The sequence below is a fragment of the Salmonella enterica subsp. arizonae genome (genome assembly GCF_008692845.1).
Classification (GTDB): Bacteria; Pseudomonadota; Gammaproteobacteria; order Enterobacterales; family Enterobacteriaceae; genus Salmonella; species Salmonella arizonae.
Genome location: NZ_VXJW01000007.1, coordinates 146406 through 173096, shown reverse-complemented (window position 1 = coordinate 173096; position 26691 = coordinate 146406). Strand labels below are relative to the sequence as shown.

Genomic DNA, 26691 nt, shown 5'->3' with positions numbered 1-26691 from the left:
GGAGGAAGATCACAAAAGCATGATTAACCGGCAATATAATGTGGGACGAAACGGGAAGTGTTTTTGGTAATCAGCGTATTGTCCTCGCGAATCCCCATTCCGGAGGCTTCATCGTCAATGATCCAACTGCCAATCAGCGTATAGCTATCGCCAAAGCGCGGCAAAGGCTGAAACGCCTGGTAAATCATCGGCTCGTCAGCGTAGGGATGTATAACCTTACGCAGCCATAAATCAGCAACTGAATAACCAGCGCAATGCCGCCCCAGGCGAAATAGTCCGGAATGCTGACCGAGTTTATCGCCGCACTGGACAAGGGGATAACATAACCCAACAACGTACCGCTAAATGCCAGCGATGCCGCGGTATTGTTATTTTTTATCAACTGCCATTCATTATACGGCGTTATCTTTGAGTAAATAAAAAGGAATATAATAATCATTGCCGCGCCAATAAAAAGTTTCAAGGCTGGCTTTACGTTCACGTAAATCATTCAGCTTGTCATGGCTTAACTTCACACGCGCCAACAAATCCACTCTGGATTTACCTGCTTTATCCAGTTCGGCTTTTGCATCGCGAATATGTTGCTCCAGCATACGTACACCCTGCGCTTCATCAATGGCTTCTTCTGCCTGAGCAACGAATGATTTACCTAACGTGAACAAACTTTTTAAAATTCCCCTGAAGGCCGCCTGTATTATTCCTGAGAGTAATCTTGTATTATTTCAGCGACATCCAACGCATTTTCTACAAGCGTGGTGATTTCCAGTGTCACATCGTCAAGTGAAGAATTTAACGACAACGCGCCAAAAGCAACATAATATCCTTCCTGTTTCACCCAGGTAATACCCACCGAAGACAGCGGTAAAACCTTCTGATCTCTAAGCAAGTAAAGGTTAAATTCAGAAGTATTTCTAATAGCATTTACCGGACATGTATAAGCCTCGATAATTACTTATTGCGAGGTAAATAAAACAGTCACGAGTAAAATGTCATAATTATTCACTTTATTATTAATAAATATTTATTATATCAATATCTATTTCGGCGAGGTTGTTTAATGCATCAGCCAACGTCCGTGGAGTCCATGCCATATTCTTATCTCTATCTCATTTTTTATAAATAAAAGGAACTACAGGTAAGTTTTGCCTTTTATATTACCAGTCAAAGATAAAAAAAAACCATCCGATTATGGATGGTTTTTGTGAAAAAAATAATGTTAACGTCAGATTCGCTGGCGAACAGCTTCAAACAGACAAATCCCCGTCGCGACCGAGACATTCAGCGACGACACGCTACCAGCCATAGGAATACTGATCAGCTCATCGCAGTGCTCACGGGTCAGACGGCGCATACCTTCACCTTCTGCGCCCATGACCAGCGCCATACGGCCAGGCATTTTACTCTGGTACAGCGTATGGTCAGCCTCGCCCGCCGTCCCGACAATCCAGATATTCTCTTCCTGCAACATACGCATCGTGCGCGCCAGGTTAGTGACCCGGATTAGCGGCACGCTTTCCGCTGCGCCGCAGGCAACTTTCTTCGCCGTCGCATTGAGCTGTGCGGAGCGGTCTTTCGGCACGATTACCGCATGTACGCCTGCGGCATCGGCGCTACGCAGACAAGCGCCAAGGTTATGCGGATCGGTGACGCCATCGAGGATCAATAAAAAGGGGCGCTCATGCAACGCGATCAGATCCGGTAGATCGTTTTCCTGATATTGCCGGCCGGGTTTCACACGGGCGATAATGCCCTGGTGTACCGCGCCTTCGCTTTTCTCATCCAGAAACTGACGGTTTGCCAGTTGAATAACAACGCTCTGCGCTTCTAATGCATGGATCAACGGCAGCAGGCGTTTGTCTTCACGCCCTTTTAGGATAAAGACATCCTGAAAACGTTCAGGAGCACGCTCCAACAGGGCCTGCACCGCGTGGATGCCGTAAATCATTTCACTCATTGATGATTCTCATTCATGGCTTTTGCCGGGAGCGCTACGCTTACCCGGCTTATAAGGGGAAATTTACTCCGCGGATTTCTTTTTCGCGGCGCGTTTTGCTTTGGTAGCCGCGGCGATTTTTAGCGTTTTTGCCGATGGTTTTTTCGCTTTTTTATCGCCTTTTTTCTCTGCTTTCGGCTTTGCTTTACCTTTTTTCTCGCCGCGGAAAGCGCTATCAGGCTCGAAGTTAACTTTTTTACCGACCTGGCGACGCTTACCGGCATTTTTACTTTCGCCTTTTTTCGCTTTTTCACGCGCCGTTTTGCCGACGTTACGCGGTGCGCGCTCACTGGAGATCAGGCTAAAGTCAATTTTTCGCTCGTCCATATTTACCGCTTCGACGCGTACCTCGACCCGGTCGCCCAGACGATACGTTTGTCCGCCGGACTCGCCAATCAGACGTTGCCCGACCTGATCGAAGCGATAATAATCGTTATCCAGTGAGGAAACGTGTACCAGCCCATCAATAAACAGTTCATCAAGACGGACAAAGAAGCCGAAACCGGTGACGCTCGCAATCACGCCCTTAAAGACGTTACCCACCTGATCCAGCATAAAGTCACACTTCAGCCAGTCGGAGACATCGCGCGTCGCTTCATCAGCGCGGCGTTCCGCCATTGAACAGTGTTGGCCGAGCTGCAACATCTCTTCCATCGAATAGTGATAGCCGCCCGTTTCTGTAGTGTTACCCTTGTTCCCTTGTTCTTTCGCCAGCAGGTACTTAATGGCGCGGTGCAAAGAGAGATCCGGGTAGCGGCGAATCGGCGAGGTAAAGTGCGCATAAGACTGCAACGCCAGGCCAAAGTGCCCACGGTTTTCCGGATCGTAAATCGCCTGCTTCATTGAACGCAGCAGCATCGTTTGCAGCATTTCCGCGTCCGGTCTGTCGGCAATCGATTCAAGCAGTTCGGCATAATCGCGCGGCTCCGGTTTATTTCCGCCCGGCAACTCCAGCCCCAGTTCCGCCAGTACAGAGCGGAATGAGGTAATCGCTTCGGTGGTTGGCTTATCATGGATACGAAATAGCGCCGGCTCTTTGGCTTTTTCGACAAAACGCGCTGCCGAGATATTCGCCATGATCATGCACTCTTCGATAAGCTTATGCGCGTCATTACGCTGGGTCTGTTCGATACGCTCAATACGGCGTTCGGCGTTAAAGATAAACTTCGCCTCTTCGCTCTCAAACGAGATCCCCCCGCGCTCTTCACGCGCTTTATCCAGCACGTTGTAGAGGTTGTGCAGCTCTTCGATATGCTTCACCAGCGGCGCATATTGTTCCCGCAGCTCCTGGTCGCCCTGCAACATATGCCAGACTTTGGTATAGGTCAGACGCGCATGGGAGCTCATCACCGCTTCATAGAATTTGTAGCCGGTCAGCCGACCTTTCGCCGAGATGGTCATTTCACAGACCATACACAGCCTGTCAACCTGCGGGTTCAGCGAACACAGGCCGTTGGAGAGTACCTCCGGCAACATTGGGACAACCTGTGACGGGAAGTAAACCGACGTGCCGCGATTGCGCGCCTCACGATCCAGCGGCGTTGGCGGCCGTACATAATAGCTCACGTCAGCAATAGCGACCCACAAACGCCAGCCGCCGCCGCGTTTTTTCTCACAGTAAACCGCGTCGTCAAAATCACGCGCATCTTCGCCATCAATAGTGACTAGAGGTAAATCGCGTAGATCGACACGACCTGCTTTCGCCTCTTCCGGCACCTCTTCTTTCAGTCCGGCGACCTGTTGCTCTACCGCCTGCGGCCAGATGTAAGGAATTTCATGGGTGCGCAGCGCCATATCAACCGCCATACCGGTGCCCATATTGTCGCCCAGTACTTCAACGATTTTCCCTACCGCTTTGGTACGGCGGGTTGGACGTTGGGTCAGTTCAACCACGACCACGAATCCCATGCGCGCGCCCATGACATCTTCTGGCGGGATAAGAATGTCGAAACTCAGACGACTGTCGTCCGGCACCACGAAACCAACGCCCGCATCAGTAAAGTAACGCCCTACTATCTGGCTGGTTTTCGGCACCAGAACACGGACGATACGCGCCTCGCGGCGACCTTTACGATCGGCGCCCAGCGGCTGCGCCAGCACCTGATCGCCGTGTATACAGGTTTTCATCTGCTCGCTGGAAAGATACAGATCGTCTTTACGGCCTTCGACACGCAAGAAACCGTAACCGTCACGATGACCGATCACGGTGCCTTTCAGCAGGTCGAGGCGTTCCGGCAGCGCATAACACTGGCGGCGGGTAAAGACCAGTTGTCCGTCGCGCTCCATCGCGCGCAGGCGGCGACGTAAGGCTTCAAGCTGCTCTTCGCCTTCAATATTCAGTTCTATGGCCAGTTCTTCGCGACTGGCCGGTTTTTCACGTTTCGTTAAATGTTCGAGGATAAATTCCCGGCTCGGGATAGGATTCGCGTATTTTTCTGCTTCGCGTTCCTGGAAAGGATCTTGTGACATTGAGGTTCCTCCATTGTCATCTCTAATGAAGTTTACTTCACTCCACCAGTAATAATTTATAAAGTGGTTGATTCTCTTCAACCAAATCGGCAAGCGTGTAGTTATCCAGCTCCTTGAGAAAACTCCGCACGGCCTTAGAAAGCGCCTGTTTCAGACGACAGGCAGGGGTGATGTGGCAAAATTCGCTGCTACAGTTGACCAGTGATAAGGGCTCCAGCTCACGCACCACATCGCCAATACAAATAGTATTAGCCGGTTTACCCAGGCGGATACCGCCATTTTTTCCTCGAACGGCAGTGACAAAGCCCGCACGGCTAAGCTGATTGATAATTTTGACCATATGATTACGGGACACGCCGTAGACTTCTGTCACCTCAGAAATACTGGTCATACGTCCTTCGGGCAGCGACGCCATGTAGATTAGCGCACGTAATCCGTAATCGGTGAAACTCGTTAACTGCACATCAACCTCAGGAAAAGGGAAAACGGGATATAACTTATCTGTATTGATGATAAACCAGCCACCTGTCAGGCTGCTAATTTATTTCGGTTCAGGAAGGAAAAAAGCGAGGAACAATGACGCATTTGAGCCGGATGGCAATGCAAAGCATCTTATCCGGCCTACAAACGCGTACTCACCGTAGGCCCAGTAAGCATAGCGCCACCGGGCATAACCCATCAATTACGCGTCGAACGGGTCGCGCAGAATCATCGTCTCAGTACGATCTGGGCCAGTAGAGATAATATCAATCGGCACGCCGGTCAGTTCTTCGATGCGTTTGATGTAGTTCAGCGCAGCAGCCGGCAGACCGCTACGATCTTTCACGCCAAAAGTGGACTCAGACCAGCCAGGCATGGTTTCGTAAATCGGCTCGATGCCTTGCCAGTCGTCCGCCGCCAGCGGAGTGGTGGTCACTTCTCGGCCGTCCGGCATACGATAAGCCACACAAATCTTCACCTCTTTCAAACCGTCCAGAACGTCCAGTTTGGTCAGGCAGAAGCCAGACAGAGAGTTGATCTGCACCGCACGACGTATGGCAACGGAGTCCAGCCAGCCGGTACGACGACGGCGACCGGTAGTGGCGCCGTATTCATTACCCTGCTTGCACAGAAACTCGCCGGTTTCATCAAACAGCTCAGTCGGAAACGGACCCGCGCCTACGCGCGTGGAGTAGGCTTTGATGATACCCAGAACGTAATCTACATAACGCGGCCCCAGGCCGGAACCGGTCGCCACGCCGCCCGCAGTGGTGTTAGAGGAGGTGACGTAAGGATAAGTACCATGATCGATATCCAGCAGCGTACCCTGCGCGCCTTCAAACATCACGAAGTCGCCACGCTTACGCGCCTGATCCAGCAGATCGGAAACATCAACTACCATGCCGGTCAGGATGTCGGCAATCGCCATCACATCATCCAGTACTTTCTGATAGTCAACCGCGTCGACTTTATAGAAGTTCACCAGTTGGAAGTTGTGATATTCCATCACTTCTTTCAGTTTTTCAGCGAAGGTGGCTTTATCAAACAGATCGCCAACGCGCAGCCCACGACGCGCTACTTTGTCTTCGTAAGCCGGCCCGATACCACGACCCGTGGTGCCGATCGCTTTTGCGCCGCGCGCTTTTTCACGCGCATTATCCAGCGCAACGTGATAATCCAGGATCAGCGGACAGGCTTCAGACAACAGCAGGCGCTCACGGACAGGGATACCACGGTCTTCCAGTTCCTGCATCTCTTTCATCAGCGCGCTCGGAGACAGCACAACGCCGTTACCGATGATGCTGATAACATTCTCACGAAGAATACCTGATGGAATAAGATGGAGGACGGTTTTTTCACCGTTGATTACGAGAGTATGGCCTGCGTTGTGACCGCCCTGATAGCGTACAACATATTTAGCCCGTTCAGTCAGAAGATCGACGATCTTTCCTTTACCTTCGTCACCCCATTGGGTGCCCAGTACGACGACGTTGTTACCCATTTTTCAAAATCACCGTTTGCTTAAAAATGGATTCTACCATCGCTTTTTCAGATATACAGCACTTTTTGCACTCAATCTGCGGCAAACCCGACTACTTTTTGGTCAGCCAATCGTTTTCCTCAACATGTAGTAGACCACAACTCCCGCAACCACAAGTCCTCCGCCAAAACGACGTAAAATATTTTCCGGCAATTGCGCCAACGCCGAAACCATTTTTTTCCATGCGCCGGGATATAGCATCGGCCCCAGCCCTTCGAGGACTAACACCAGAGCAAGCGCCAGCCAGATTGTTGAATTCATTTATCGCCCTTATAAAAGAAAACCACCGGCATCTTCTGGATGCGGTGGTTTTGTTGGTCTAAAACCGCTGACGCTATTTTAGCGTGCCGTCGAACTCGGTGTCTTCATGTAGCGGAAGAAATCGCTGTCCGGGCTCAGTACCATGACGTCCTGATTACTTTCGAAGCTCTTTTCATAAGCACGCAGGCTACGAATGAACGCATAGAAATCAGGGTCCTGACTGAACGCGTCGGCAAACAGCTTCGCAGCTTCGGCATCGCCTTCACCACGCATGATACGCCCCTGACGCTCGGCTTCCGCCAGAGTTTTCGTCACTTCATAGTCGGCTGCCGCGCGCAGTTTTTCCGCTTCTTCCTGACCTTGTGAACGGTGACGACGCGCTACCGCTTCACGCTCGGCGCGCATACGGTTGTAAATCGCCTCAGAAACCTCGGTCGGCAGGTTGATCTGCTTAATACGCACATCGACCACTTCGATACCCAACGCCGCCATACTGTTCGGGTTGACGACCGGTACTTTACCTTTGGTTTCCGCCGTAACGCGTTCCGCCGCTTCGGCAATGGCGTCATCCGCCGCCGGGGTCGCCACTTCATCGTCCGTACCGGCTGAACCGGAGTTCAGCGCGTCGCGCACTTCCAAAGTCAGACGACCACGAGAATCGGTCACGATATCTTTTACGTCCAGGCGACCAATCTCAGAACGCAAGCGGTCCGAGAATTTACGTTTTAACAGCACTTCGGCTTGCGAAATATCACCGCCGCCGGTCGCCAGATAGTAACGGCTAAAGTCGCTGATACGCCATTTGATGTAGGAGTCGACAATCAGGTCTTTCTTCTCTTTAGTGACAAAGCGATCGGCCTGGTTGTCCATCGTCTGGATTCGCGCATCAAGCATTTTCACTGATTCAATAAACGGGATCTTAAAGTGCAGACCCGGCGCGTAAACCAGCGGCTTGTTCTCATCGTCACGCAGAACTTTACCAAAACGCAGCGTAATGCCGCGCTCGCCCTCTTTGACAACAAAGACGGACATGTAGAGCACTACCAGCACGATGATGATAATCGCAATAACTGACTTACGCATCGTTATTCCCCCTGACGCTGGTAGTCGTTACGCTGCGCATTCGCGCGGCGTTGGTCCATAATATCGCCCTGATTTGAGGACGACGTGTTGCTTGCTCCGCTGGCGTTAGACTTTGTAGACGGTGGCAGGCGCAGCAGATTACTGGCGCTATTGTCGCTCTTTGCCGCCGGCGTATTCCCACCTTTCAGCATCTGATCTAACGGCAGTACCATTAAATTACCGCTCTTGTCGTTAACCAGTACTTTACGGGTATGACTCAGCACTTTTTCCATCGTTTCAATATACAGACGCTCGCGCGTAATCTGCGGCGCTGCTTTATATTCCGGTAAAATCTTCGCAAACCGGGCGACTTCACCCTGCGCTTCCAGGATAGTCTGGGTTTTATACGCGCGTGCTTCTTCCAGAATACGCTGCGCCTGACCATTGGCACGCGGCTGAACTTCGTTGGTATACGCTTCCGCCTCACGGATGTACTGCTGCTCGTTTTCACGTGCGGCAATCGCATCGTCAAAGGCGGCTTTTACCTCCTCCGGCGGACGCGCAGCCTGGAAGTTCACGTCCAGCAGGGTAATCCCCATATTGTACGGTTTGATGGTTTCTTCCAGCTCGCGTTGGGTATCGCTACGAATAACGGTACGACCTTCGGTCAGGATGCGATCCATCGTGTATTTACCAATAACGCCGCGTAGCGCGCTGTCGGTGGCCTGACGCAGGCTATCGTCCGGGCTGGTCACGCTAAACAGATATTTCTGCGGATCGGTGACGCGGTATTGCACGTTCATTTCAACGCGCACGACGTTTTCGTCAGACGTCAGCATCACGCCTGACGCTGCCAGTTCTCGCACCGCTTCGACGTTCACCGGCGTGACGTTGTCAATAAATGTCGGCTTCCAGTTCAGACCTGGCTCTACCAGATGGCTGAATTTACCAAAACGCGTCACAACGCCGCGCTCGGCTTCTTTAATGGTATAGAAACCGCTGGCCGCCCAGATAATGACTATTGCCGCCACAGCGATAGCGACAATACGGCCGCCCAGTTGCGGACGCGGGCCTTGCGATGAGCTGCCGCTGCCGGAACCGGCGCCTTTACCGCCCCCAAAACCACCGAGTTTTTTACTCAGTTTACGGAAGATATCATCCAGATCAGGAGGTCCCTGATCGCGGCCACCTTTGTTTCCATTTCCCCCAGAGTTGCTGCCAGGCTTGCTGCTTCCCCACGGGTCGCGGTCCTGTCCGTTATTACCGGGCTGATTCCACGCCATGTTTGTGCTCCATATTTGTTATGCGGTGATCCCCGTTGTCTTTCGACTCCAGAGGATAAGGCGAAATTACTCCATGCTTCAGACGAGCCGCCGTTGCAGGCATCATCTTTCAGGCCGCTCCTTGAATGGCTGCGTCGTTACCCCAGTCACTTTACAGATGTAAGCTTCCGAGATTCTCTCAGCTACCGCTTCAATGCGACTTGAATGACTCTGCGTCTAGATCACGTATTCGATCAACGCCGGTTCTTGTTTACAGAGGCGACGCCAGTCGACAATCGGCATTCGTACCTGCAGACTGACGCTACCGTCTTCCTCCATCCACTCTTTTTCTATTGCCTGAAGCTGATAAAACCGACTTCTCAGACGCCCCTCCTGCGGCGGCAAACGCAGCGTGCGCTGCGCCACCTCGCCGGAAAGACGCTCCGTCAAAGCCTGAAAAAGCTGTGGTATTCCCACGCCGGTTTGCGCTGAAAGCCAAACGCGGATGGGTTTATTCTCTTCATCTCTGTCGATACGTGGTTCAAAGTTGTCCAGCATATCGATTTTGTTCATCACCATTAAGGTGGGGATTTCGTGAGCGTCAATCTCTTCGAGAACGGTATTTACCGCCTCAATGTTTTCCTGTACACGAACATCCGCCGCATCGACCACATGCAGCAGTAGCGTCGCCTGACGCGTCTCCTGCAGGGTAGCTTTAAAGGCAGCCACCAGATCGTGCGGTAAATGGCGGATAAAACCTACCGTATCCGCCAGCACCGTTTCACCGACATCCGCCACATCAATACGACGTAACGTGGGGTCCAGCGTCGCAAATAGCTGATCTGCCGCATAAACTCGCGCTTCAGTGATCTGATTAAAAAGGGTGGATTTTCCGGCGTTGGTATAGCCCACCAGCGATACCGTCGGAACGTCGGCCTTGATGCGCGATTGCCGCCCCTGCTCACGTTGCTTTTCAACTTTCTCCAGACGCGACTGAATCTGCACAATGCGATTACGTAGTAAACGACGGTCGGTTTCGAGCTGGGTTTCACCCGGACCGCGCAAACCAATCCCGCCTTTCTGGCGTTCAAGGTGGGTCCAGCCACGCACCAGACGCGTAGCCAGATGGCGCAACTGCGCCAGCTCAACCTGCAACTTACCTTCATGGGTACGCGCACGTTGGGCAAAAATATCTAAGATAAGACCGGTGCGATCGATAACCCGGCACTCGCACAAACGTTCCAGGTTTCGCTCCTGGGCTGGACTCAATGCATGATCAAACAATACGACCGCTGCGCCAGTCGCTTTCACGGCTTCCGCAATTTCAACTGCCTTACCTTCACCTACAAAATACTTAGGGTGCGGTGCTTTACGGCTACCGGTAATCACCTGCATTGCTTCGACACCGGCGGAAGAGACCAGAGATTCAAACTCCAGGAGGTCTTCCATATCTTTGTCTTGCGAAAAATAGATGTGTACCAGTACCGCCTGCTCACCGGCATCATAACGGTCAAACAAGCGTAAACCCTCTTAATAACCAGCGGGGGCGATTATCTGACGCCCCCGACATGGATAAACAGCGCGTGAAATTATTCAGTCTCTTCGCTGTCCTGTTGCGCACCAGAACCCTGCGCGTTGCTACCGTGATGGTAGTTATTGCTGGTGCCGCCACCAGCATTGTTGCTGTGATGGGAAACCGGGCGAGACGGGACAACAGTAGAAATCGCGTGCTTATAAACCATCTGGCTGACCGTGTTTTTCAACAGGATCACAAACTGATCAAAAGACTCGATTTGACCTTGCAGCTTAATACCATTCACCAAATAAATAGAAACTGGAACACGTTCCCGACGCAATGCGTTCAGGAACGGATCTTGTAAAGATTGCCCCTTAGCCATTCTCTTTTCCTTATATGCTTATTTGTACTTTGAACCTTTCGATTCTGAAAAATTGCGCACGATACGTCTCAATTGTACACATTCAGTCTGCGATAGCACCAACAACCTGTAATACTTCTTTTCGCGCCCGATCGGGATTTTCACTGTCAAGCCAGCGCACCCCTTCCCAACCGCGCAACCAGGTCATCTGGCGCTTCGCCAACTGTCTCGTGGCGCAAACACCTCTATAAACCATTTCATCATATGAAATTTCGCCTTCAATGTATGACCACATCTGGCGGTATCCCACACAACGGATGGAAGGCAAGTCCGTATGCAAATCTCCACGGGCAAAAAGCGCCCGGACTTCTGCTTCAAAACCTGAAGCCAACATCTGATGAAAACGCAGCTCAATGCGCTGATGAAGCAATTCACGGCTCGCCGGGGCGATAGCGAACTGATGCACCTGGTACGGTAGCGCGTCTCCTGACGTTTGCGTCAGCTCCGTTAAAGTTTTACCCGAAATGAAAAAAACTTCCAGTGCCCGGGAAAGTCTTTGCGGATCATTTGGATGAATTCGCGCGGCGGCAACCGGATCTATCTCCTGAAGTTGCTGGTGCAATACCTCCCATCCAAGCTCCGCTGCTTGCTGTTCAATCCGGGATCTGACCTCCGGATCTGCCGAAGGCAGCGGCGATAACCCTTCAAGCAATGCCTTAAAATACAGCATGGTACCGCCCACTAATAGCGGGATACGTCCCGCCGCGGTGATCTCCGCCATTTGCGCTAACGCATCGCGGCGAAAATCCGCCGCCGAATACGCCTGCGACGGATCGCGTATATTCAGCAATCGATGCGGCGCCGCTTTCAGCTCATCGGCACTCGGCTTGGCCGTACCAATATCCATTCCCCGATAAATGAGGGCGGAGTCAACGCTTATCAACTCTACTGGCAAAACTTTACGCAGTTCTATCGCCAGCGCCGTTTTGCCGGAAGCCGTCGGCCCCATCAAAAATATCGCCTTAGGCAGGCTCGCCTTACTTACATCATTCATGCTTCAGGGCGTTCATCGCCGAATGTAAATCAACAGGTTGTAACAGGCCGCCCGGCGGCGCTTTTACCAGTTGCGGACATAGCCGCTCAACATCCGCCAGGAGGGATATGGCCTGCGCCATCGACCACTGCGGATGTTCGCTCTGCACATTACGCGCTATCCACTGTGCAATATTGACCGTTGCAAATGTGGTCTGTTGCGCCAGGTAGCCTATCAGTTCAGGAATCAAGATTTGTAAATTTTGTTGTCGTAAGGGTAAAGGCACTGCACGAATGGTCACATGCTGCGCATCTGACTGAAATTCAATGCCTAATTCCCCTAACAAAGGTTGGGCTTTTTGTAGTGAGGCTTTTTCATCGGCGCTTACTTTTAAACGCAGCGGAATCAGCAGCGGCTGCGCGCAAACCGGACTTTGCCCCGGCGTAAGCTGCGCCTGACGCAGCCAGCGCTCCGCAACCGGCAGCGACAAGAGCTGAATATTCCCTCCGTGCTCCAGCAACGCGCAGTCACCGCCGACTATCGTCAGTACGCGGCCAAAACTCTGGCTATGTCCGTCAAGCACAGGCGCAACCGGTTCTGGCGTTGAGCTCGCCGCAGGCGTCTGTAAAAGCGCGCGGTAAACCTCGCCTTGCTGCTTCTTATAGCCCGGCTGCGCGTGAGACCAACCGCCAACGGACTGACGCCCGCCGCTACCGCCCGATGCGCCGCCGGAATAACGTGGTGTCGCGGGCTCGCGCGCCGCAGTTGGCACAACGGGCTCAGCAAAATGGTTACGCCCGGCGGCGATACGGTTTTCCGGAACATGCCGTGGCGCTGGCGCAATCTCCTCCAGCGGCAACGTCGTTTCCGTCTGCTGTTGCAGGACGCTCAATACCCCTTGATAGATGAAGTCATGCACCAGCCGGGATTGATGAAAGCGCACTTCGTGTTTGGCGGGATGAACATTGACATCCACCTGATGCGGATCAATCTCCAGATACAGTACAAACGCAGGTTGCTGGTCCGCGCCTAGTTTTTCTTCGCACGCCTGGCGGATAGCGTGGTTGATCAGCCGATCGCGCATCATACGCCCGTTGACGTAGCAATACTGAATTTCCGCCAGAGCGGTGGTGGTGTGATTCGGATCGGCGACCCAGCCGCGCAGGTTCAGATCGCCATGCTGCCATTCAATCGCCAATGCCTGTTCGAGAAACGGCGTGCCGCAGATAGCGCCTAATCGGCGCTCTTTTTGCCCATCCCTGGCGACAGCGCGATACTGCCGTACCAATTTGCCGTTGTGCGACAGATTGAGAGTGACGTCAAAACGGGCCAATGCAATACGACGGATGATCTCATCGATATGATTAAATTCCGTTTTTTCGGTACGCATGAACTTGCGCCGGGCGGGCGTATTATAAAAGAGATCCAGAACTTCCAGGGTAGTGCCAACCGGGTGCGCGGCGGGTTTTACTGTCACATCCATGTCGCGCCCTTCCGCATACGCCTGCCAGGCCTCCGACTGTTCCGCCGTGCGCGAAGTCAGCGTCAAACGCGAGACCGAACTGATACTCGCCAACGCTTCGCCGCGAAATCCCAGACTAATAATCGCTTCCAGATCGTCAAGCGAGGCGATTTTACTGGTGGCATGACGGGCCAGCGCCAGCGCCAGCTCCTCTTTTTTAATGCCGCAGCCATTGTCGCGAATGCGAATAAGCTTCGCACCGCCACGCTCGATGTCGATATCAATGCGGGTGGCGCCTGCATCCAGACTATTCTCTACCAGCTCTTTGACAACCGACGCAGGGCGTTCCACCACTTCGCCAGCGGCGATTTGGTTCGCAAGCTGCGGCGGCAAAACCTGAATCGGCATGAAATCTCCTTAATTCGCAGCGGTCATTCCGCCAGGCGAGTTCGTACTGGCCGTCTGGCCTGGGTCGCCCTGAGGCGCAGACTGAATCGGATGCGCTTCAAAGTACTTACGCAACCCCTTGTAAATGGCTTCAGCAAGCTGCTGCTGATAACGGTCGCTCGCCAGCAATCGCTCTTCGCCGTGATTACTGATAAAGCCCGTCTCCACCAAAATGGACGGGATATCCGGCGAACGCAGCACGCCCAGGCTCGCATGTTCCGGGAGGCGTTTATGCAGCGACCCCACGCCGTCCAGTTGGCTTAGCACGTTCGTCGCCACATCATACCCTACCCGCTGCGAATGACCGAATTGCAAATCCAGTACCGCCTGGCTCAGGTAAGGGTCTGACTGACTGTTCGCCAGGACATCGCCAGCGCCGCCTAACAGCTCGGACTGCTTCTCATGCTGCTCAAGCCAGTTTGCCATTTCGCTGTTCGCGCGACGATTGGACAATACCCAGACGGAGGCGCCGGTGGCATCGCGATTTGGCGCCGCATCCGCGTGAATAGAGACAAGGAAATTGGCGTTTTGCTTACGCGCCACGTCAGACCGCCCCATCACCGAAATAAAATAGTCGCCGTCACGCGTCAGCACGCCTTTAAACATTGGATCGTTATTCAGTAAAGTGCGTAACTTACGCGCGATAGCGATGGTGACATTTTTCTCGCGCGTACCGCCCGGGCCTATCGCGCCAGGGTCCTGACCCCCATGCCCGGCATCAATAGCAATCACTACTTTATCGCCAGCGCCTCTCGACGCGCGCGCCGCAGGCCGCGTGACGGTATTGCTGCTGATCACGCCGGTTAGGCGATCATGGGTAGATTTAAACGGATTACGGGCGGGCTCGGTCGGGCGAGGCGCGCTTTCAACCCGCTTAGCGACAACAGGCGGTGGCGGCGGAACATCGGCATTAATGGTGAAAATGACCGTATAGTTGCCGCCGTTTTGCCGCTTCACGGCCTCGGTTTTGCCATTTTCGGTCAGTTCGACAAGCAACCGTAAAGATTGCGCGTCTTTCGGCGTCCCGGCACGGATCGTTTTCACCAGATTGTTACCGCTAAACTGAAGCGGCAATCCCTGAATCACGCCGGTCTGCCTGATATCCAGCGCCACGGTGCGTTTGCCGTCCTGTGAGTAAGCATATTCCGGCTCGCCGATAAAACTGAACGTTATGCGCGCCTGCTGCTCGCCGTTGGAAACCTGAATATCGGAGAGACTGGCGGCGCCCGCCTGCGCGCACAACAGGATTAAGGCAGCTATCACGACATTTTTGATGCGATAAATCATCCCGCCACCTTTATAGCTAACCGGCTAAACGCGCCAGTAACGAACGACCCGATGGGGATACCGCGCTTACGCGCGCCTCACGCCCCTGCGCTTGGTAATCAATATGTATTTCGACGTCCGGGTCGGGCAGAACACCTTTACCTTGTTGCGGCCACTCCACCAGGCAGATGGCGTCGTTGGCGAAATAATCTCGGATGCCCATAAACTCCAACTCCTCCGGGTCCGCAAGACGGTACAAGTCGAAGTGATACACCATCATGTTATCAAGCGCATAAGGCTCTACCAGCGTATAGGTGGGACTTTTTACATTACCGTTATGACCTAACGCCTGCAAAAATCCCCGGCTAAACGTCGTTTTACCTGCGCCTAAATCGCCATACAGATAGATAACGGTCGCGCCATCGCAGGCGTTGGCCACCCGTTGCCCCAGGTCTAGCGTCGCCTGCTCGTCAGGTAGCGGAATTACTTGATTCATCATGGTTTACGTCAATCACATCAGGGTTAACAATACGCCGCAGCGTAGTAAAAAGATCGGTCGCCAGCATGCCGCGAGCGCCATAACGCGCTGCCAGTAAGTCCGCCGCCGCGCCGTGAGCCACACATCCCACACATGCCGCATCATACGGGGTAAACTTCTGTCCAAGCAATGCGCCGATGATGCCGGACAGTACATCACCCATCCCGCCGCTCGCCATTCCCGCATTGCCGGCGTCAATAATAGCCAAAGGGTGGTGTTCAGCGGCGACAATCGTTCCTGCGCCTTTTAACACAACCACGCCTCCGTACCGTTTTACCAGACGCTGCGCTGAAAGTAAGCGATCACTTTCAATTTCTGCAACAGAGCATCCCAACAGACGGGCAGCCTCTCCCGGATGCGGTGTAATCACGCGATTGTGACGTTTATCAGGATTGATTGCCAGTAAGTTCAGCGCATCCGCATCCCACAGCATGGGTTTACGGACGTTTTCTACTTTCTGTAAAGCTTTTTTGCCCCACGCCTGCTGCCCAAGCCCCGGACCGATGACCACTACATCAGCCCAGGTCAGGCTCTCTTCCAGAGACTGAGGCGTCAGTTCATGCGCCATGAGTTCCGGGCGGGCCGTCAGCAACGGCGCGATGTTTTCACCACGGGTCAGTACCCTGACTAACCCGGCTCCCGCACGCAGCGCCGCCTCGCCAGCCATCCGAATCGCGCCCGCAGTTCCCAGGTCGCCGCCGATAATCGCCAATCGACCATGCTCGCCTTTATGCGAGGTCGGTCGGCGCGGCATTAACCATTGCCCCAACTGTGTCGCGTCAAAACGCCGGAGCGGCGGCGTCTGGCTCGCCAGCCAGCCTTCCAGTCCCAACGCGTCATAATGCAGTACGCCGGTAACATCACGCGCTTTACCGGTCAGCAGGCCTGGTTTCAGGGCGATAAACGTGACCGTATGCGCGGCCTTCATTACCGCGCCAGGCGTGGCGCCCGTTTGCGCCAGCAGACCTGACGGGATATCGACGGCGACAACCGGCGCAGGATGGGCGTTAGCCTGTTCAATCAGACTGGCTACCGGGGGGCGCGGCGCCTGGGCTATGCCAGTGCCAAGCAGCGCGTCGATAATCAGATCCGTCGCTTCCGGCCAGATAATATCGGCTGCATGGATAATACCGCCGGCATTCAGCCAGGCGTCGCGCGCCAACGCCGCTTCTTCAGGCAGCGCTTTGTCGTTCTCCTGCGCCAGTAATGTCACGCTAATGCCCGCCGCTTGCGCTAGTCGCGCTACGACATAACCATCGCCGCCGTTGTTGCCATGACCACACAACACCAACCAGTGCCGAGCGTCAGGGTAAATGTCACGGGCTATTCGAAACGCCGCGTCGCCAGCGCGCAGCATCAATTCATAGAGTGTGAGTCCGAAGGCATCCGCCGCATCGCGTTCCAGCCGTTTGATGTCATCGGCGGGCCAAATGGAATGTGGTATACTTGCAGGGTTTTTCTTCATGTTATGGTCCATAATGTCAGAGCCCCTTGATCTCAATCAGTTAGCGCAAAATATTAAGCAGTGGGGGCTGGAGCTGGGCTTTCAGCAGGTTGGTATTACCGATACCGACCTCAGCGCCTCCGAACCTGCGTTACAGGCGTGGCTGGACAAACAATACCACGGTGAGATGGCGTGGATGGCGCGCCACGGTATAATGCGCGCCCGACCTCATGAGCTCTTACCTGGTACGCTACGTGTCATCAGCGTGCGCATGAACTATCTGCCCGCCAACGCCGCGTTTGCCAGTACGTTGAAGAATCCCACGCTGGGCTACGTTAGCCGATATGCGCTCGGGCGTGATTATCATAAGCTATTACGCAGCCGCTTAAAAAAACTGGGCGAGCGGATCCAGCAACACTGCGGTTCGCTGAATTTTAGACCGTTTGTCGACTCTGCACCTATTCTTGAACGCCCGTTAGCGGAAAAAGCCGGACTTGGCTGGACAGGTAAGCACTCACTTATTCTTAATCGGGACGCGGGATCGTTCTTTTTCCTGGGGGAATTGCTGATTGATTTACCTCTGCCTGTCGACCAGCCGATCGAGGAGGGTTGCGGCAAATGCGTCGCCTGTATGACTATTTGCCCAACCGGAGCGATTGTCGAACCGTATACGGTGGACGCGCGACGCTGTATTTCTTATCTCACTATTGAGCTGGAAGGCGCTATTCCAGTAGCATTTCGCCCATTAATAGGCAACCGTATTTACGGCTGCGATGACTGCCAGCTTATCTGTCCGTGGAATCGTTATTCACAGTTGACCGACGAAGACGATTTTAGCCCACGCAAGGCGTTGCGCGCGCCGGAGTTGATTGATCTGTTTCGCTGGAGCGAAACGCAGTTTCTGAAAGTTACTGAAGGTTCTGCGATTCGGCGCATTGGTCATTTACGCTGGCTGCGCAATGTTGCCGTCGCGCTGGGGAATGCGCCATGGAGCGATGCCGTTATTGCGGCGCTGGAAAGTCGTAAGGGTGAGCACCCACTTCTTGATGAGCATATCGAATGGGCGGTTGCGCAACAAATTGAAAAGCGGAACGCTTGCATCATTGAAGTGCAGCTACCGAAAAAACAGCGTCTGGTCAGAGTGATTGAAAAAGGGCTTGTGCGCGATGCCTGAATTATTCACAGGCTGTGTATAAAAATAAAAACACATTGCGATTCAAGAGGGAGACAAGGGGCAAGCAAGAACGCTAATATTTTAAATTTTAATTTTTATATAAATATCAATAAATTATATAATTTCCACTTGTTGCGTATGAATTTTTGCATTCCAGGAATAATAGGCCACCCTGTGGATAACTCTGTTCACAAGGTTCTGAAGAAAGCGGAACAAAACGTTCCCCAACGCGATATTCGTTGTGGATAATTTTACTGTAGATAAGAATTGGAGCGGGAAACGAGACTCGAACTCGCGACCCCGACCTTGGCAAGGTCGTGCTCTACCAACTGAGCTATTCCCGCTTGGGTGCGTCTGTGCTTAACAAGCACTTTCAAATTTGGAGCGGGAAACGAGACTCGAACTCGCGACCCCGACCTTGGCAAGGTCGTGCTCTACCAACTGAGCTATTCCCGCTTGGGTGCGTTTGTACTTAAAAAGTACCTTACAAATTTTGGAGCGGGAAACGAGACTCGAACTCGCGACCCCGACCTTGGCAAGGTCGTGCTCTACCAACTGAGCTATTCCCGCAAATCTGTTGCTATCGTAATTCGCATTTCTGCGTCGTTACGGGAGGCGCATTATACGAGAAATCCATTTAGCTGCAAGCCCCCGAACGCATTTTTTCGCGATTTTTGTTTGAATGCTGATTAAATCACCAAACAAGACAAAAAACGAGCAAAGCGTGCGCTATTCAACAAAAAACTTTTCACGCAACGCCTAAAAGCACAAAATCAGAATAGCACCCTGCGCCAAAAAAATAATAGCAAGGTGTATGCGCCTCATCATTTACGCAATATCACGGCAGCATAAAAGCAATCATCAGGAGCATCGATAACGATGCGACTGGCGTGTCTTAAGCCAGCCGCCACAAGACCGCTTAAAGGGCGAAGCGCATCGGAACCACCACAACATCCAATCGATATCAGGGTTCAAGATGAAAAAAAAGCTTATTGCCATGCTGTTAGCCAGCCTCTCCGTTCACGCCGCTTCCGTTTCCGCAAAAACATTACATTTTGGCACCTCCGCCACCTATGCGCCCTATGAGTTCGTGGATGCCGATAATAAAATTGTCGGTTTCGATATTGATGTCGCCAACGCGGTCTGCAAAGAGATGCAAGCGGAGTGTTCATTCACTAACCAGAGCTTTGATAGCCTAATCCCCGGTCTACGCTTCAGGAAGTTTGATGCGGTGATTGCCGGCATGGATATAACGCCAAAACGTGAACAGCAGGTCTCGTTTAGCCAACCTTATTACGAAGGTTTGTCGGCGGTCGTCGTCACGCGTAAAGGGGCTTATCACACTTTTGCCGATCTGAAAGGTAAAAAAGTCGGACTGGAAAACGGTACAACGCATCAGCGCTATTTGCAGGATAAACAAAAAGCGATCACGCCAGTCGCCTATGACAGCTATCTGAACGCCTTTACCGACCTGAAAAATAACCGCCTTGAGGGCGTGTTTGGCGATGTCGCCGCGATTGGCAAATGGCTAAAAAACAATCCTGATTACGCCATCATGGATGAACGCGCCAGCGATCCTGATTATTACGGAAAGGGGTTAGGCATTGCGGTACGCAAAGGCAATGACGCGCTATTGCAAGAGATCAATGCCGCGCTCGACAAGGTGAAAGCGTCGCCGGAATATGCGCAGATGCAAGAGAAATGGTTTATGCAGTAACCCTGCGCCGGGATAGTTGCCGGATGAGACGCCCTTGCGTCGCCATCCGGTATGTCGCGCGTCACAGCTTAATGAAATGCTCGCGGTAGTAGGCCAGTTCCGCCACCGACTCGCGAATATCATCCATCGCCTGGTGCGTGCCCTGCTTGGTAAAGCCAGCCAGAATCTCCGGCTTCCAGCGGCGCGCCAGTTCTTTGAGCGTACTGACATCCAGATAGCGATAGTGGAAGTAAGCCTCCAGTTCCGGCATATATTTAAACAGGAAACGCCGATCCTGACCGATGCTGTTACCGCAAATCGGCGACTTCCCCGCAGGCACCCACGTTTTCAGGAATTCAATCGTCGCCAGTTCAGCGTCACGTTCGCCCATCGTACTTGCCTTAACGCGATCCACTAGGCCGCTGCCGGTATGGGTGCGCACGTTCCAGTCATCCATTAACGCCAGTTGCGCATCGGATTGATGTACCGCAATAGTCGGCCCTTCCGCCAGAATATTCAGACTGGCATCCGTCACCAGCGTGGCTATCTCAATAATGCGATCGCGCTCGGGGTCCAGACCTGTCATCTCCAGATCGATCCAAATCAGGTTGTTTTCATCGGCACTCATGCTATTTTCCACCCTTCAGGGGTCACATTCACTGTGACTATATTCATCTACAATTGCGTGTATCATAGATGTTTTGCCCACTATGGGCGACCAGGAGCCAATACGATTGAGCAAAAATAAACTCTCCAAAGGCCAGCAGCGCCGTGTGAACGCCAATCACCAGCGTCGTTTAAAAACGTCCGCGGAGAAAGCCGACTACGATGACAACCTGTTTGGCGAGCCTGCAGAAGGTATCGTCATTAGCCGTTTTGGTATGCATGCCGATGTGGAATCTGCTGACGGCGAGGTTCACCGTTGCAATATCCGCCGCACCATTCGCTCGCTGGTGACGGGCGATCGCGTCGTCTGGCGTCCGGGCAAAGCCGCCGCAGAGGGCGTCAACGTAAAAGGCATCGTTGAAGCGGTGCATGAGCGCACCTCGGTATTGACGCGCCCGGACTTCTACGACGGCGTGAAGCCTATTGCCGCCAACATTGACCAAATCGTTATCGTCTCCGCGATTTTGCCGGAGCTGTCACTGAATATCATCGATCGCTATCTGGTCGGCTGTGAAACCCTACAGGTTGAGCCGCTTATCGTACTGAACAAAATTGATCTGCTGGATGACGAAGGCATGGACTTCGTTAATGAGCAGATGGATATTTACCGCAATATCGGCTATCGCGTGCTGATGGTCTCCAGCCATACGCAGGATGGCCTGAAACCGCTGGAAGAGGCGTTAACCGATCGCATCAGTATTTTTGCCGGACAGTCCGGCGTCGGAAAATCCAGTCTGCTAAACGCCCTGCTCGGCTTACAGGACGAGATTCTGACGAACGATGTGTCGAATGTCTCCGGTCTGGGTCAACATACCACTACCGCTGCTCGTCTGTATCATTTCCCGCATGGCGGCGATGTCATTGACTCCCCTGGCGTGCGCGAGTTCGGCTTATGGCATCTGGAGCCGGAACAAATCACGCAGGGCTTTGTCGAATTTCATGACTATTTGGGACATTGCAAATACCGGGACTGCAAGCATGACGCCGATCCAGGCTGCGCCATTCGCGAGGCGGTAGAGAACGGCGCTATAGCGGAAACCCGTTTCGAAAATTATCACCGAATTCTTGAAAGTATGGCGCAGGTAAAAACGCGTAAAAACTTTTCTGATACGGACGACTGACAGATACGCTATGCGTCGTTAGAATCGTCCCTTTTTTTTCAGGATGCCGGTATAACTGCCGGTTCAGGAACAACAATGGCCTGGAGGCTACCTTGTTAAACTCATTTAAACTTTCGCTACAATACATTCTGCCGAAACTATGGCTCACTCGCCTGGCGGGCTGGGGCGCAAGCAAACGAGCAGGATGGCTGACGAAACTGGTTATCGATCTCTTTGTAAAGTATTACAAAGTCGATATGACAGAGACGCAAAAACCGGATACCGCCAGCTATCGTACGTTCAATGATTTTTTCGTGCGCCCGCTGCGTGATGACGTGCGCCCGCTCAATACCGATCCTAACATCCTGGTTATGCCTGCCGACGGCTTGATTAGCCAGTTGGGCCGTATCGAAGAAGATAAAATTTTGCAGGCCAAAGGCCATAATTACAGCCTTGAGGCATTACTGGCGGGTAACTACCTGATGGCGGATAAGTTCCGCAACGGCACGTTTGTCACCACGTATCTCTCCCCTCGCGACTACCATCGCGTGCATATGCCATGCAACGGCATCCTGCGCGAAATGATCTACGTACCGGGCGATCTGTTCTCCGTTAACCATTTGACTGCGCAAAACGTACCCAACCTGTTTGCCCGCAACGAGCGCGTTATCTGTCTGTTTGATACCGAGTTCGGCCCTATGGCGCAGATTCTGGTGGGCGCGACTATTGTCGGCAGTATCGAAACCGTCTGGGCGGGAACCATTACGCCGCCGCGCGAAGGCATCATCAAGCGCTGGACCTGGCCTGCCGGCGAAAACGAAGATTCTGTCGCCTTGCTGAAAGGCCAGGAGATGGGGCGCTTTAAACTGGGTTCCACGGTCATCAACTTATTTGCGCCAGGTAAAGTGGATCTGATCGAGTCGCTTGCAAACCTGTCCGTCACCAAAATTGGCCAACCGCTGGCAACCTCGACCGAAGCCTTCGTTGCGCCGGAGGTGGAGCCTGTTCCACTGCCGGAAGAAGAAATTAAAGCCGAACACGACGCCAGTCCACTGGTTGACGATAAAAAAGACGAAACCTAATCAAGAGAGAACGCTGACGTGCGCCTGATTATCGCTTTTCTGATGGCCTGGTGCCTCAGCACGGGGGCGTTCGCCGCAACGGCCCCCGACGCCAAACAAATCACGCAGGAACTGGAGCAGGCAAAAGCGGCGAAGCCCGCTCAGCCGGAAGCCGTTGAGGCGCTCCAGACTGCGTTAAACGCGCTTGAAGAGCGAAAAGGCTCGCTTGAGCGCGCGAAACAATATCAACACGTTATTGATAATTTCCCTAAGCTATCCGCCACCTTGCGCGCCCAGTTGAATAATCTGCGCGATGAGCCTCGCAGCGTACCGCCAGAGATGTCCACCGAAGCGTTAAATCAGGAGATCTTGCAGGTTAGCAGCCAGCTACTGGATAAAACCCGCGAGGCGCAACAGGAGCAGGAGCGCGTCAGGGAGATCGCCGACTCGCTCAGCCAGCTTCCCCAACAGCAAAACGACGCCCGCCGCCAGCTTAATGAGATTGAGCGACGGCTCGGCGCCGCAGGCGGAAGCGCTTCGCTTAGCCAGGCGCAAAGTCTCAGTATGCAGGCGGAGTCCGCCAAACTAAAAGCGTTAGTCGACGAACTGGAGTTGGCGCAACTGTCCGCCAACAACCGGCAGGAACTGGCTCGTCTGCGTTCCGAGCTGGCGGAAAAACAGAGTCAGCAATTAGATGCTTATCTTCAGGCGCTGCGCAATCAGCTTAACAGCCTGCGTCAACGTGAAGCGGAGCGCGCGCTGGAAAGCACCGAGCTGCTGGCCGAAAACAGCGCGGGTCTGCCGAAAGGCATCGTCGAACAATTTAAAGTCAACCGGGAGCTGTCACAGGCGCTCAATCAACAAGCGCAGCGGATGGATCTGGTCGCCTCGCAACAGCGACAGGCCGCCAGCCAAACGTTACAGGTGCGTCAGGCACTCAATACGCTGCGGGAGCAGTCGAAGTGGCTTGGCGTTTCCAACATGCTTGGCGAAGCGCTGCGCGCGCAGGTCGCCCGCCTGCCGGAAATGCCTAAGCCGCAGCAGCTTGATACGGAAATGGCGCAGCTACGCGTTCACCGTATGCGCTATGAAGAGTTACTTAATAAGCAGCCGCAGCTACGGCAAATACGTCAGGCCGATGGACAACCGCTAACCGCCGAGCAAAACCGGATCCTTGACGCCCAGCTTCGCACGCAGCGTGAACTCCTCAACGCCTTGTTACAGGGCGGCGACACGCTGATCCTGGAGCTGACCAAACTGAAAGTTTCCAATAGTCAACTGGAGGATGCGCTTAAAGAGGTTAACGAAGCCACCCATCGCTATCTTTTCTGGACCGCCGACGTCAGCCCGCTATCACTCTCCTGGCCTGTTGATTTAGTGCAGGATTTACGGCGACTTATCTCATTAGATACGTTTAATCAGTTAGGTAAAGCCAGCATTATGATGCTGACCAGCAAAGAGACGCTACTGCCGTTATTCGCCGCGCTGGTGCTGGTCGGGTTTAGCCTCTATTCGCGCCAACACTTCAACCGCTTCCTTGAGCGTTCGGCCTCGCGCATCGGGAAAGTCACCCAGGATCACTTCTCGCTGACGTTACGGACATTGTTCTGGTCGATTCTGGTCGCCTCGCCGCTGCCCGTCTTGTGGGCGACGCTCGGTTATGGTCTACAGGAAGCCTGGCCGTATCCGCTGGCCGTCGCCATCGGCGATGGCGTGACGGCGACAGTACCGCTGTTGTGGGTAGTGATGATTTGCGCCGCTTTTGCCCGCCCTGGCGGCCTGTTCGTGGCGCATTTCGGCTGGCCGCGAAACCGGGTAGCGAAAGCGATGCGCTACTACCTGATGAGCATTGGACTGATCGTGCCGCTAATTATGGCGGTGATCATGTTTGATAATCTTAACGATCGGGAGTTTTCCGGCTCGTTGGGCCGCCTTTGCTTCATCCTGATATGCGGCGCGCTGGCGCTGGTCACTCTGAGTCTGAAAAAAGCGGGCATCCCGCTCTATCTCGATAAAGCTGGCAACGGCGACAACATGGTCAACAGCCTGCTGTGGAATATGTTGATGGGCGCGCCGCTTATCGCGATTCTGGCGGCGGCGGTGGGCTATCTGGCCACGGCGCAGGCGCTACTGGCGAGACTGGAAACCTCAGTCGCCATCTGGTTCCTGCTGCTGGTCATTTATCACGTCATTCGCCGCTGGATGCTGATCCAGCGGCGACGACTGGCTTTTGACCGCGCCAAACATCGTCGGGCGGAAATGTTGGCGCAGCGCGCGCGCGGCGAAGAAGAACCAGCGCACGCCTCCAGCCTTGAAGGCGCGGTCGACATCGATGAAAGTGAAATCGATCTTGACGCCATTAGCGCCCAGTCGTTGCGTCTGGTTCGCTCGATTCTGATGCTTATTGCCCTGCTATCGGTAATCGTACTGTGGTCGGAAATCCATTCGGCGTTCGGCTTCCTGGAGAATATTTCGCTGTGGGATGTCACCTCTACGGTGCAAGGCGTGGAAAGCCTGGAGCCGATTACCCTCGGGGCGGTGCTCATTGCGATTCTGGTGTTTATCATCACCACGCAGCTTGTGCGTAATCTACCTGCGCTGCTGGAGCTGGCGTTATTACAGCATCTTGATTTAACGCCGGGCACCGGTTACGCCATCACCACCATCACCAAATATTTGTTAATGCTGATTGGCGGACTGGTTGGCTTCTCGATGATCGGCATTGAGTGGTCGAAGCTACAGTGGTTGGTTGCTGCGCTCGGTGTCGGGCTCGGTTTCGGTCTGCAGGAAATTTTCGCCAACTTTATCTCCGGCCTGATTATTTTGTTTGAAAAACCAATTCGTATCGGCGATACGGTGACGATCCGCGATCTCACCGGCAGCGTGACCAAAATCAATACCCGCGCCACCACTATCAGCGACTGGGACCGTAAAGAGATTATTGTGCCGAATAAAGCGTTTATCACCGAACAGTTTATTAACTGGTCGTTATCTGACTCCGTGACGCGCGTGGTGTTAACCATCCCAGCGCCGGCGGATGCTAATAGCGAAGAGGTGACGCAAATTCTGCTGACGGCGGCGCAGCGCTGTTCTTTGGTACTTGATAACCCGCCGCCTGAAATCTTTCTGGTGGATCTCCAGCAGGGTATTCAGATTTTCGAACTGCGTATCTATGCTGCGGAAATGGGACACCGTATGCCGTTACGCCATGAGATCCACCAATTGATTCTGGCGGGCTTCCGCGAGCACGGTATTGATATGCCGTTCCCGCCGTTCCAGATGCGTCTGGAGAGTCTCGGCGGTAAACAAACGGGGAGAACGTTAACGTCAGCTGGTAAAACCAGCCGCCCGGCGGGCAGTTTGTAGCGCATGATCCAGGCAAGAAATGCCGGATGCGACCCGGCGGGTCTTATCCGGCCTACGGGCCTGCAATTAACCTGTAGGCCCGATAAGCTTGCGCCATCGGGCATTTCCTCGCAGATCACAGACATTTTCGGACTTATTATGCGTCCAGATCGGCAACAGGCAGGTTAATTTCGCTATAGCGCATTCGGAATAAATCGCCGTAACCCACCAGTTCTCCGCGAAATACGAGGCATCTTATAACATACGCACAATAAATATCCGACACATGTTTCCACTTATCCTCATCGCGATCCCTTAACGTGCCAATAGACATTCCACTACCATGGCAACCTTTCGACGTGTAACATGAACGGAAGAAAGAATAACCTTTTCTATTTCAAGGATATCCTCCGGAGTAAAATTGAGTGCCCTAACCTCATCTTCCGTGATAATCGGGTCTCTCGAACTATCATTCATAACGTTCTCCATCAGGCAATAAACGCCGGATGCGACCC

General features: G+C 53.4%; 20 protein-coding genes, 3 tRNA genes and 5 pseudogenes. 5 read left to right on the top strand and 23 right to left on the bottom strand.

Annotation, left to right across the window (positions count from 1 at the left end; translation table 11 throughout):
- Positions 1-23 precede the first annotated feature (23 nt).
- From F4V61_RS14820 to nnr, 18 genes and pseudogenes are all read right to left on the bottom strand, one after another.
- Positions 24-203, bottom strand: a pseudogene (locus F4V61_RS14820) (glutathionylspermidine synthase family protein); the annotation flags it as partial.
- Positions 188-490, bottom strand: a pseudogene (locus tag F4V61_RS14815) (DUF350 domain-containing protein); the annotation flags it as partial. The pseudogenes F4V61_RS14815 and F4V61_RS14820, both read right to left, overlap by 16 nt.
- A pseudogene (locus tag F4V61_RS14810) lies at positions 459-695 on the bottom strand (PspA/IM30 family protein); the annotation flags it as partial. The pseudogenes F4V61_RS14810 and F4V61_RS14815, both read right to left, overlap by 32 nt.
- A pseudogene (locus F4V61_RS14805) lies at positions 695-1091 on the bottom strand (DUF2170 family protein). The pseudogenes F4V61_RS14810 and F4V61_RS14805, both read right to left, overlap by 1 nt.
- 131 nt (positions 1092-1222) lie before the next feature.
- Complete coding sequence (gene rlmB, locus F4V61_RS14800) at positions 1223-1954, bottom strand: 23S rRNA (guanosine(2251)-2'-O)-methyltransferase RlmB (protein ID WP_080161074.1); 732 nt, start codon at positions 1952-1954, stop codon at positions 1223-1225.
- 63 nt (positions 1955-2017) lie between these two features.
- Positions 2018-4462: a ribonuclease R gene (gene rnr / locus F4V61_RS14795; RefSeq protein WP_038397095.1), complete on the bottom strand. Its 2445-nt coding sequence runs from the start codon at positions 4460-4462 to the stop codon at positions 2018-2020.
- 37 nt (positions 4463-4499) lie between these two features.
- The gene (gene nsrR, locus F4V61_RS14790) at positions 4500-4925 is read right to left on the bottom strand and encodes a nitric oxide-sensing transcriptional repressor NsrR (RefSeq protein ID WP_001177646.1); all 426 of its coding nucleotides are present in this window, start codon (positions 4923-4925) and stop codon (positions 4500-4502) included.
- A gap of 219 nt (positions 4926-5144) precedes the next feature.
- Positions 5145-6443, bottom strand: a complete 1299-nt coding sequence (gene purA / locus F4V61_RS14785) for an adenylosuccinate synthase (RefSeq protein ID WP_000527941.1) — start codon at positions 6441-6443, stop codon at positions 5145-5147.
- Between the two features lie 102 nt (positions 6444-6545).
- A complete protein-coding gene (locus F4V61_RS14780) occupies positions 6546-6743 on the bottom strand; it encodes a DUF2065 domain-containing protein (protein WP_001089289.1) in 198 nt (65 codons plus the stop codon).
- A gap of 78 nt (positions 6744-6821) precedes the next feature.
- Positions 6822-7826: a protease modulator HflC gene (gene hflC / locus F4V61_RS14775; protein ID WP_001232422.1), complete on the bottom strand. Its 1005-nt coding sequence runs from the start codon at positions 7824-7826 to the stop codon at positions 6822-6824.
- 2 nt (positions 7827-7828) lie between these two features.
- Positions 7829-9088: an FtsH protease activity modulator HflK gene (gene hflK, locus F4V61_RS14770; protein WP_038397096.1), complete on the bottom strand. Its 1260-nt coding sequence runs from the start codon at positions 9086-9088 to the stop codon at positions 7829-7831.
- A gap of 216 nt (positions 9089-9304) precedes the next feature.
- A complete protein-coding gene (gene hflX / locus F4V61_RS14765) occupies positions 9305-10585 on the bottom strand; it encodes a ribosome rescue GTPase HflX (protein ID WP_000460335.1) in 1281 nt (426 codons plus the stop codon).
- 71 nt (positions 10586-10656) lie between these two features.
- The gene (gene hfq, locus F4V61_RS14760; RefSeq protein ID WP_001051878.1) at positions 10657-10965 is read right to left on the bottom strand and encodes an RNA chaperone Hfq; all 309 of its coding nucleotides are present in this window, start codon (positions 10963-10965) and stop codon (positions 10657-10659) included.
- A gap of 82 nt (positions 10966-11047) precedes the next feature.
- Positions 11048-11998 carry a tRNA (adenosine(37)-N6)-dimethylallyltransferase MiaA gene (miaA, locus tag F4V61_RS14755; protein WP_058344559.1) on the bottom strand — a complete coding sequence of 317 codons (951 nt, stop codon included), beginning with the start codon at positions 11996-11998 and terminating at the stop codon, positions 11048-11050.
- A complete protein-coding gene (gene mutL / locus F4V61_RS14750; protein WP_080161075.1) occupies positions 11991-13847 on the bottom strand; it encodes a DNA mismatch repair endonuclease MutL in 1857 nt (618 codons plus the stop codon). Before mutL ends, miaA begins: the two co-directional genes overlap by 8 nt.
- A gap of 9 nt (positions 13848-13856) precedes the next feature.
- On the bottom strand, positions 13857-15173 hold the full coding sequence (amiB, locus tag F4V61_RS14745) for an N-acetylmuramoyl-L-alanine amidase AmiB (RefSeq protein ID WP_079781484.1): 1317 nt from the start codon (positions 15171-15173) through the stop codon (positions 13857-13859).
- A 16-nt stretch (positions 15174-15189) separates the two neighbouring features.
- Entirely contained in the window at positions 15190-15651 is a 462-nt protein-coding gene (gene tsaE, locus F4V61_RS14740; protein ID WP_000981884.1) for a tRNA (adenosine(37)-N6)-threonylcarbamoyltransferase complex ATPase subunit type 1 TsaE, read from the bottom strand.
- Positions 15623-17170, bottom strand: a complete 1548-nt coding sequence (gene nnr / locus F4V61_RS14735; protein WP_024132046.1) for a bifunctional ADP-dependent NAD(P)H-hydrate dehydratase/NAD(P)H-hydrate epimerase — start codon at positions 17168-17170, stop codon at positions 15623-15625. The genes tsaE and nnr overlap by 29 nt, the downstream gene beginning before the upstream one ends.
- Here nnr and queG point away from each other — a divergent pair.
- Entirely contained in the window at positions 17169-18308 is a 1140-nt protein-coding gene (gene queG / locus F4V61_RS14730; protein ID WP_038397102.1) for a tRNA epoxyqueuosine(34) reductase QueG, read from the top strand. The two genes, nnr and queG, sit on opposite strands and share 2 nt — an antisense overlap.
- A 268-nt stretch (positions 18309-18576) precedes the next feature.
- Here the strand turns inward: queG and F4V61_RS14725 are convergent.
- From F4V61_RS14725 to F4V61_RS14715, 3 genes are all read right to left on the bottom strand, one after another.
- A tRNA-Gly gene (locus F4V61_RS14725) sits at positions 18577-18652 on the bottom strand.
- A 36-nt stretch (positions 18653-18688) separates the two neighbouring features.
- Positions 18689-18764, bottom strand: a tRNA-Gly gene (locus F4V61_RS14720).
- Between the two features lie 38 nt (positions 18765-18802).
- Positions 18803-18878, bottom strand: a tRNA-Gly gene (locus F4V61_RS14715).
- Between the two features lie 406 nt (positions 18879-19284).
- Here F4V61_RS14715 and F4V61_RS14710 point away from each other — a divergent pair.
- The gene (locus tag F4V61_RS14710) at positions 19285-20025 is read left to right on the top strand and encodes an arginine ABC transporter substrate-binding protein (protein ID WP_058819844.1); all 741 of its coding nucleotides are present in this window, start codon (positions 19285-19287) and stop codon (positions 20023-20025) included.
- 61 nt (positions 20026-20086) lie between these two features.
- Here the strand turns inward: F4V61_RS14710 and orn are convergent, their stop codons facing one another.
- A complete protein-coding gene (orn, locus tag F4V61_RS14705; protein WP_001271546.1) occupies positions 20087-20632 on the bottom strand; it encodes an oligoribonuclease in 546 nt (181 codons plus the stop codon).
- 106 nt (positions 20633-20738) lie between these two features.
- On the opposite strand from orn, the gene rsgA reads away from it, so the two are divergent.
- The 3 genes from rsgA to mscM all read left to right on the top strand — a co-directional run bounded on the left by rsgA (position 20739) and on the right by mscM (position 26197).
- The gene (gene rsgA, locus F4V61_RS14700) at positions 20739-21791 is read left to right on the top strand and encodes a small ribosomal subunit biogenesis GTPase RsgA (protein ID WP_000041944.1); all 1053 of its coding nucleotides are present in this window, start codon (positions 20739-20741) and stop codon (positions 21789-21791) included.
- Positions 21792-21883: 92 nt separating this feature from the next.
- Positions 21884-22852: an archaetidylserine decarboxylase gene (gene asd, locus F4V61_RS14695; protein ID WP_079827987.1), complete on the top strand. Its 969-nt coding sequence runs from the start codon at positions 21884-21886 to the stop codon at positions 22850-22852.
- 18 nt (positions 22853-22870) lie between these two features.
- The gene (gene mscM, locus F4V61_RS14690) at positions 22871-26197 is read left to right on the top strand and encodes a miniconductance mechanosensitive channel MscM (RefSeq protein WP_079827984.1); all 3327 of its coding nucleotides are present in this window, start codon (positions 22871-22873) and stop codon (positions 26195-26197) included.
- A 136-nt stretch (positions 26198-26333) separates the two neighbouring features.
- Here the strand turns inward: mscM and F4V61_RS22440 are convergent.
- Positions 26334-26653: pseudogene (locus tag F4V61_RS22440) on the bottom strand (hypothetical protein).
- Positions 26654-26691: the final 38 nt, after the last annotated feature.